At 23.0% G+C, this 6,409-nt stretch carries 10 protein-coding genes and 1 pseudogene; 9 read left to right on the top strand and 2 right to left on the bottom strand.

Translation table 11 applies throughout. The annotated features are described in order from the left end of the window. Window positions 1-181: 181 nt before the first annotated feature. On the bottom strand, window positions 182-961 hold the full coding sequence (locus GM111_RS07880; protein ID WP_156300553.1) for a type III pantothenate kinase: 780 nt from the start codon (window positions 959-961) through the stop codon (window positions 182-184). A 124-nt stretch (window positions 962-1,085) separates the two neighbouring features. Here GM111_RS07880 and GM111_RS08510 point away from each other — a divergent pair, with 124 nt between their 5' ends. The 9 genes from GM111_RS08510 (at window position 1,086) to GM111_RS07835 (ending at window position 6,162) form a co-directional block, all read left to right on the top strand. Then, a complete protein-coding gene (locus tag GM111_RS08510) occupies window positions 1,086-1,460 on the top strand; it encodes a prepilin-type N-terminal cleavage/methylation domain-containing protein (RefSeq protein WP_156300552.1) in 375 nt (124 codons plus the stop codon). Further along, a complete protein-coding gene (locus GM111_RS07870; RefSeq protein WP_156300551.1) occupies window positions 1,457-1,864 on the top strand; it encodes a prepilin peptidase in 408 nt (135 codons plus the stop codon). Before GM111_RS08510 ends, GM111_RS07870 begins: the two co-directional genes overlap by 4 nt. Continuing rightward, entirely contained in the window at window positions 1,861-2,226 is a 366-nt protein-coding gene (locus GM111_RS07865; RefSeq protein ID WP_156300550.1) for a hypothetical protein, read from the top strand. Before GM111_RS07870 ends, GM111_RS07865 begins: the two co-directional genes overlap by 4 nt. 73 nt (window positions 2,227-2,299) lie before the next feature. Continuing rightward, complete coding sequence (locus tag GM111_RS07860) at window positions 2,300-2,623, top strand: hypothetical protein (protein WP_156300549.1); 324 nt, start codon at window positions 2,300-2,302, stop codon at window positions 2,621-2,623. Further along, the gene (locus tag GM111_RS07855; protein WP_156300548.1) at window positions 2,620-2,835 is read left to right on the top strand and encodes a hypothetical protein; all 216 of its coding nucleotides are present in this window, start codon (window positions 2,620-2,622) and stop codon (window positions 2,833-2,835) included. Before GM111_RS07860 ends, GM111_RS07855 begins: the two co-directional genes overlap by 4 nt. Next, a complete protein-coding gene (locus tag GM111_RS07850) occupies window positions 2,832-3,737 on the top strand; it encodes a hypothetical protein (RefSeq protein ID WP_156300547.1) in 906 nt (301 codons plus the stop codon). The genes GM111_RS07855 and GM111_RS07850 overlap by 4 nt, the downstream gene beginning before the upstream one ends. Beyond that, window positions 3,724-4,200 (top strand): hypothetical protein, encoded by a 477-nt coding sequence (locus GM111_RS07845; RefSeq protein WP_156300546.1) that lies wholly within the window; start codon window positions 3,724-3,726, stop codon window positions 4,198-4,200. The genes GM111_RS07850 and GM111_RS07845 overlap by 14 nt, the downstream gene beginning before the upstream one ends. After that, window positions 4,197-5,165 (top strand): hypothetical protein, encoded by a 969-nt coding sequence (locus GM111_RS07840; protein WP_156300545.1) that lies wholly within the window; start codon window positions 4,197-4,199, stop codon window positions 5,163-5,165. The genes GM111_RS07845 and GM111_RS07840 overlap by 4 nt, the downstream gene beginning before the upstream one ends. Continuing rightward, on the top strand, window positions 5,158-6,162 hold the full coding sequence (locus GM111_RS07835) for a type II secretion system F family protein (protein ID WP_156300544.1): 1,005 nt from the start codon (window positions 5,158-5,160) through the stop codon (window positions 6,160-6,162). The genes GM111_RS07840 and GM111_RS07835 overlap by 8 nt, the downstream gene beginning before the upstream one ends. Before the next feature lie 41 nt (window positions 6,163-6,203). Here the strand turns inward: GM111_RS07835 and GM111_RS08285 are convergent. Further along, window positions 6,204-6,409 (bottom strand): annotated as a pseudogene (locus GM111_RS08285) (IS30 family transposase); the annotation flags it as partial.

The following is a 6,409-nucleotide window of genomic DNA, read 5'->3' as shown; positions in this document are numbered from 1 at the left end:
TAATCTAGATTTACAAGTAAGTTTCATTTTATGTTAAAAGTTACAGATATGACATCTAGATGAATTTGATTTTAGATGTCATGTTTATCACTCCTTTCTGTTAGTTTTGTTTGGTGATTAAATTATATAGAAAAGAAAGAGGTGATTCAAGGGATTTTTTAAAATCCCAAATCACCTTTTTTTATTTGTTCGTTTTGTAAAGATAGAATTCAAATATTCCTTCTTCACATAAATTTGATTTATACTCATCTATATATTCTTTTAAATCTTCTGTTATTACTTTTCCTTGCCCACCAGTAGATACTACATAAGCATATGGATATATTTTCTTGTATTGACTAATTAATTCTTTAATAGCACCTATATTTGAATAATATATACCAACATTTATTTGAGTAACTGTAGTATTACCTAATACTTCTTCAGGTTTTTTAAAAGTAACTTTAGGTAATTTGGCTGTGTTTTGGAATAGGGCATTAATAGATAAGTCTATACCTGGTAGTATAGCTCCACCAAGATATTTACCATCTCTAACCACTTCAAATGTAGTTGCTGTTCCAAAATCAAGTATTATACATTCTCTATCTTTAACATATTTTTTCATTGCAAGTATAGTTGCTATTCTATCTGCTCCTAAATTTCTTTCAGTAGTTGTAGTGAAAGTAATTAAATTTTCATCTATATTACCAACATTTAAAATATATGGATTACATTTAAAATATTTTTTTGCTAAATAATTAAATATATCGTTTAAGTGTGGTACTACAGACGAATATACAACATCTTCTACTTTGTTTAAATCAATATTTTTAAAATCACAAAGAGTTTTTAAAGTTGCAAATAGTGTATCTTCAGTTAAATTAGTTTTACTAGGAATTCTAAATTTTTCTAATATATTCCCATTTTTATCATAAATTATTGGACAAATATGTGTATTTCCAATATCAAAACCAAGTATCATATTTTCATCACCTCAGATATATTTTATCAAATTGTATAACAAAAGTAAAATAATTAAAATTTAATTAAAATTTAATTGACAAAAAGAAATTTAAGTTGTAGAATAGGTGTAAGGGGAGGGGGATATGAATAGAAAAAAGAATAAAGGTTTTACTTTAATTGAAATAATAACAGTAATAGCAATAATAGCTATACTTGCAAGTGTTGCTGTACCTAAAATAACAAAATACATTGATAGAGCAAATGAAACTAAAATATTTTCTGCGGTTTCAGAATTAAATAACATGTATCTACTAATGAGTATAGATGGAACAGAGGAAATAGATATATTAAAATTATTAGCTGAATCTGAGAATTTAGGAGTTAATATCAATGAAGGAAGTAATAGCTTTGTTGTAGGTAGATTTAAAGGGGAATTCTTAATTGAAGATGAAAAAATAGTCGCAAATGTAAGTGAACCAGAAAGTGCTATTTATACAATAAGTGGGAAAAAGAAATGATTTTCTTACTTTATATATTATTAACATATATTTCATATGTAGATTTAAAAGAAGGTTATATCTACGATAGAGATCTAATATTTTTATTTATTCTTATACTTATATTGAAGCAAGTGGATTATTACTCTAGCTATATTGGTATGGGAATATTTACTTTACCGTTTTTCTTTTTCTGGTTAATTGAAAGTTATATAAATATTGAAATTATAGGTATGGGGGATATTAAATTAATGCTAGTATTTGGAATGTATTTTGGGATGAGAGATATATATTTCTTGTTAAGGTTTTATGAAATAATGTATATAAGTGCTTTGATATATGGACTGATTTTAAGAAAGAGATATATACCTTTTGCACCAGCAATGTGTGTGTCATTTATATTGCATGATTTGAGGTTGATATGAAAAATAAAGGGGAAATGTTAATTGAGACTATCTTTTCAAGTCTAATTTTTATTATCGTATTATTAACTAATGTTTACACTATCAGAAATATACATATTATAGAAAAAAAACAAATTCAAAAATTAAAAGATATGGAAATTATTCAAAATGTTTTATCGGATATAAAGGGGTTTAGTAGAGAAAAAATAGAAAATATTATTTGTAATAATTGTAGTTTTAGTGATGCTAAAGAATTTAGTGAATTTATTGGATTAGTAAATTTTGATCTAGAAGGATCAATTACTTTTAATCTATACATAGATAGAGGAGTTGCTTTTTATAGTATAAATAATATGAAAGATTTTGCGATACTTGAAAAGTAAAGGTCAAATATTACTTGACTACATATTATCAATGATATTTTTTACTATACTTCTTTTATCCATAAATAGGAATTTGATAATTTTTAATAAAATACAAAGATCAATACTAAAAAATGAAATAGAAATATATACAACTGTTAGTAGTATTATTAGAAAAATAAGGACTAGAGATGTAGGATATATTACAGGAAAAAAAGATATATATGTATATAATTTTAGGGTTAACTTTAGTGATGAAGGTGATGAGGTAAATATAGGTTGTGATGAAAAAGGGATGTATGTTAATAGAAAATACATTTTGAAAAAAGCAAAATGTTCTTTTTACATAAATGATGGTTATCTGAATCTTAATTTAGAAAAGGATGGAAGTAAGATTTTAAGGAGGGTTAAGTTATGAAAAATAAGGGGATAAGTTTAATGTATGTAACAATTTTTTCAACTATCATATTATTGATGGTTTCTACAATATTAATATATAGTTTTGAAAAAGTAAAAACTATAGATGTTTTAATGCAAGAAAAATATAGTGTTGAAATGTTAGAAAAAGAAATATTAAGATTGGAAAAAGTAAGAATAGTAGATAATGTTGATAGAAGTGATGTAGCTTGAGCAATTATGTAACTCTTTTAGTATTAGATAAAATATATATACAATTAGATGGTAATCAATATATATTTACATATGATGATATATTTTTAGATATAACTGACGGATTGGATGAATTAAATATAGCTAATAATATAGATATTTATGTAATATTAGGGATAGAAATAAATGGATTAAAAAAAGAAGTAGAAAAAGATATAAGTAGAAGAATAAGTAACATATTTAATGGAAATTATAGGTTAAAAAAAATTTTTAGTTTATTTGAGATAATAAACAAAAAAACTTACTTAATTTTAAAAGACTTTACGATAAAGTATGATCAGAAAATAGAAAAACTTGATTTTACAATAGAAGATTATGAAGAAGGGCAAGATTTTGTTGGATATATAGTAATTAAAGGTTATGAAGAATTAAAAGATTTTGTATTTAAAAAAGAATTGAATAAAATAAAAAATTTTAGTTTAAAAATTTATATAGAATATGTTGTCCCTATTTTTTTTACTTTGATTATTATATTGGTGTATATGTTTTTTTATCAAAAATATAATAGTGATGAAATTGATAAAAAAATTGCAGATATTAGTCAGGAGATAGAAGAAAAAAGTAATGTTAAAGAAGAAAATATAGATAAAGAGTTTATTTTGAAAATGAAAAAATCATTTAAAAAACCTTTTTATATGGATATAGAGTTTTTTTTAAATAGTAGAATGTTTGGTGTGGAGTATACAAACCTTGAGTATTTAAATGATAAATGGAAAATATATGGAGAAATTGATAATTTAAAAAAATTAGAACAATATGAAAAGTCACTTGAAAAATACTTTGGGAATTATTCTATCATAGAATTTAAGGATAAAAATGAAAAAATTTCTTTTGCATATGAGTTGAGCAATGAAAAAGTTTAAATATATTTTATCTTTATTTATTCTTCTATTTTGTGTGTTTGATATTTATGAAAGAAGAACAGAATATATTTCTAAAAATGAGATGCTTTTGGATTTGAATGAGAATTTAGATATTTTAAATAATAGAGATGATGTAGAAGTAGTTGAGCATATTATTATTAAAGATGAAGATATAGCTAAAGTAGTAGTTAGTGAAAATGATTATTTAAAAGCAATTTACTATTTTGCTAATTATAGTAAACTAAAACTTGTTGATAAATCTAGCCCTATAATTAAGGAGAGTGATGAATTTTATCATAGAATATACACGGTGTTTAAGTTTACTGGATCTTTAGAATCTTTTTTTGAATTCATGCAATTTTTGTATTACTCAGAAATTTTTTTTGATACACAGGAGATGTATATTAGATTAAATGGAGAATTTTTTGAAATATCTATAGGGTATTATAGGGAGAGGTTATGAGAAAAATAATTATTTTGCTTTTTTCTATTTTAGCATTTTCAGAGAAAAAATATATTGCTGAAGAAAATATGAAAAAAATTAGGTTTTATCAAGAGAATAAAGCTAAGAATAAATCTAATACAAATAATAAAGCAGAAGTGAAAGTAGAAAAAAAGAAAAAAGAAGATGAATATGAAATAATAAGTATACAGCATATTGATGAATCTGAGATATTAAAACTTAATAATATGTATAATGTAGAAATAAAAAAAGTAGGGGATAAATATATATTTATAGGAAGAGCTGAAAATATTAAAAAAGTAAAAGACATAGTCTATAATATTGATAGAATAAAAAGACAAGTGATAGTTAAAATGAATATTATTGACACCTCTTTATCTCTTTTTGATAGATTGGGTTTTAATGTGAGGATAGAAGAAAATAAGGGAGAAAATTTAGTTTCTAAGTTTTTAGATAATAAATTATCGTTAACTAATTTATTAAATTTTGGAAGTAGTAGTTTAGGTATAGATCTTGATAGTTTAAAACAAAGTGGGGACATATATATTAAAAGTTTTCCTTCTCTTATAGTTTTAGATAATAATATAGGAGAAATAAAGGTTACAGATGAGCTATATTTTTTAGGGACTGAGAAAAGCATTCAAAGTAGTGAAGCAGGGCTTGTTTTTAGAATTAAACCTAGAATTATAACAAAGGGATACAAAGAATATGTAGAACTTGAAATATATTCTGAAATATCAAGTTTTAAAACAGAGAAAGTTAGAAGCAAGAATATACTTAATACAAAAGTCTTACTTAAAAATAAGACTAATACCTTCATATCAAATATTGGTAGAGAGAGTAAAAGTTTAGAAATTTCTTCGCCTGGTTTGCCCATATTTTCAACTATATTTAGAAAAAAGAACAAAAATAAAGAAAAAAGGAATATATATGTTGAGGTTGAGGTAGAAATTTTAAATGAATAAGAAAAAATTTAGAAAAGAAATTGTGGGCAGATTAGCTATATTATTAAGTAGTGAAATTGATATTATAGACAGTATAAATGTGTTGTGTAATATATATAAAGGTAAAGAGAAATTTAAGTTATTAAAATTAAAGAAAGAACTTGAAAAAGGTAAAAGTTTAAAAGAAAGTTTTAAGAATATAAACAGCAATAGAGAGTTTTTAAGCTATATTGAAATAGCTGAAAAAACAGGGAATATGAAAGAAGTTTTTAGTATATTAAAAGAAAAATATGAATTTGAAGATGGTATATTAAAGGAAGTAATGAATATACTAAGTTATCCATTTATACTATTATTAACATCTTTGTTAATTTTAGTATTTATGTTGGTAGTTATTGTGCCCAAATTTGTAGAGATATATAATGACTTGAACGCTGATTTACCTTTAATGACAAATATATTAATAAGTGTATCAAGTAATATAGTAAAATATAAATTGTGGATATTGTTGGGTATAGTTGTGATAATACTCTTTTTGAAATATATAATATATATTAATAAGTATTATGTAGATAAAATAAAATTTGATATTAAAATATATAGAGATATATTTTTGATGAGGTATATACAAGGAATATATATGCAACTAAAATCAGGAATAGATTTTTATGATGCTGTTAAAAATTTAAGTATAGTAGAAAATGAATATTTTAAATATGAAATGGATAAGATAATAAAAAAAATTTCAAAAGGGACTTCACTTAAAAAAATATATATAAATAAAAAAATTTTTGATGATGAATTTAAAGCGATAATAAGTATAACTGAAAAAACAGGTGATCTTTGTAATAGTTTCGAAAAACTTAATGAAATATATAGTAATAAGGTAAGAGATAAAGTCAAAATATTATTAAAGATAATTGAACCTTTAAGTATAATTTTAATTGCAATAGTAATAGGGAGTATATTAATATCATTGATGTTACCTATGCTAAATATAGGAGAAATGATAGTTTGAGAAGAAACCTAAATTAAAATAGTAAGTGTCCAAAAGTTTAATTAAGCTAGATTTAATAGACACTCATAAACTTGATTAGATGTTAAAGCATTGAAAATTTTTCTTGGATAATTATTCATAAATGTTTCAATGTGTTTAACATCTTTTTTTGTTAAATGATCCATAGATACCCCTTTAGGTATAAATCTTCTAACCATTTTATTATTATTTTCATTACTTACTCTCTCATTAGAACAATAAGGATGAG

Origin of the sequence: Streptobacillus canis, from assembly GCF_009733925.1 — a bacterium.
Taxonomy (GTDB): Bacteria; Fusobacteriota; Fusobacteriia; order Fusobacteriales; family Leptotrichiaceae; genus Streptobacillus; species Streptobacillus canis.
The sequence above is the reverse complement of the archived record's forward strand: the minus strand, read 5'-3'. Positions and strand labels throughout refer to the sequence as shown.

What these genes read in the sequence shown, in the direction of transcription:
- GM111_RS07880 (WP_156300553.1), bottom strand. Translation starts at nt 961, where the DNA reads ATGATACTTGGTTTTGATATTGGAAATACACATATTTGTCCAATAATT.
- GM111_RS08510 (WP_156300552.1), top strand. Translation starts at nt 1,086, where the DNA reads ATGAATAGAAAAAAGAATAAAGGTTTTACTTTAATTGAAATAATAACA.
- GM111_RS07870 (WP_156300551.1), top strand. Translation starts at nt 1,457, where the DNA reads ATGATTTTCTTACTTTATATATTATTAACATATATTTCATATGTAGAT.
- GM111_RS07865 (WP_156300550.1), top strand. Translation starts at nt 1,861, where the DNA reads ATGAAAAATAAAGGGGAAATGTTAATTGAGACTATCTTTTCAAGTCTA.
- GM111_RS07855 (WP_156300548.1), top strand. Translation starts at nt 2,620, where the DNA reads ATGAAAAATAAGGGGATAAGTTTAATGTATGTAACAATTTTTTCAACT.
- GM111_RS07845 (WP_156300546.1), top strand. Translation starts at nt 3,724, where the DNA reads ATGAAAAAGTTTAAATATATTTTATCTTTATTTATTCTTCTATTTTGT.
- GM111_RS07840 (WP_156300545.1), top strand. Translation starts at nt 4,197, where the DNA reads ATGAGAAAAATAATTATTTTGCTTTTTTCTATTTTAGCATTTTCAGAG.
- GM111_RS07835 (WP_156300544.1), top strand. Translation starts at nt 5,158, where the DNA reads ATGAATAAGAAAAAATTTAGAAAAGAAATTGTGGGCAGATTAGCTATA.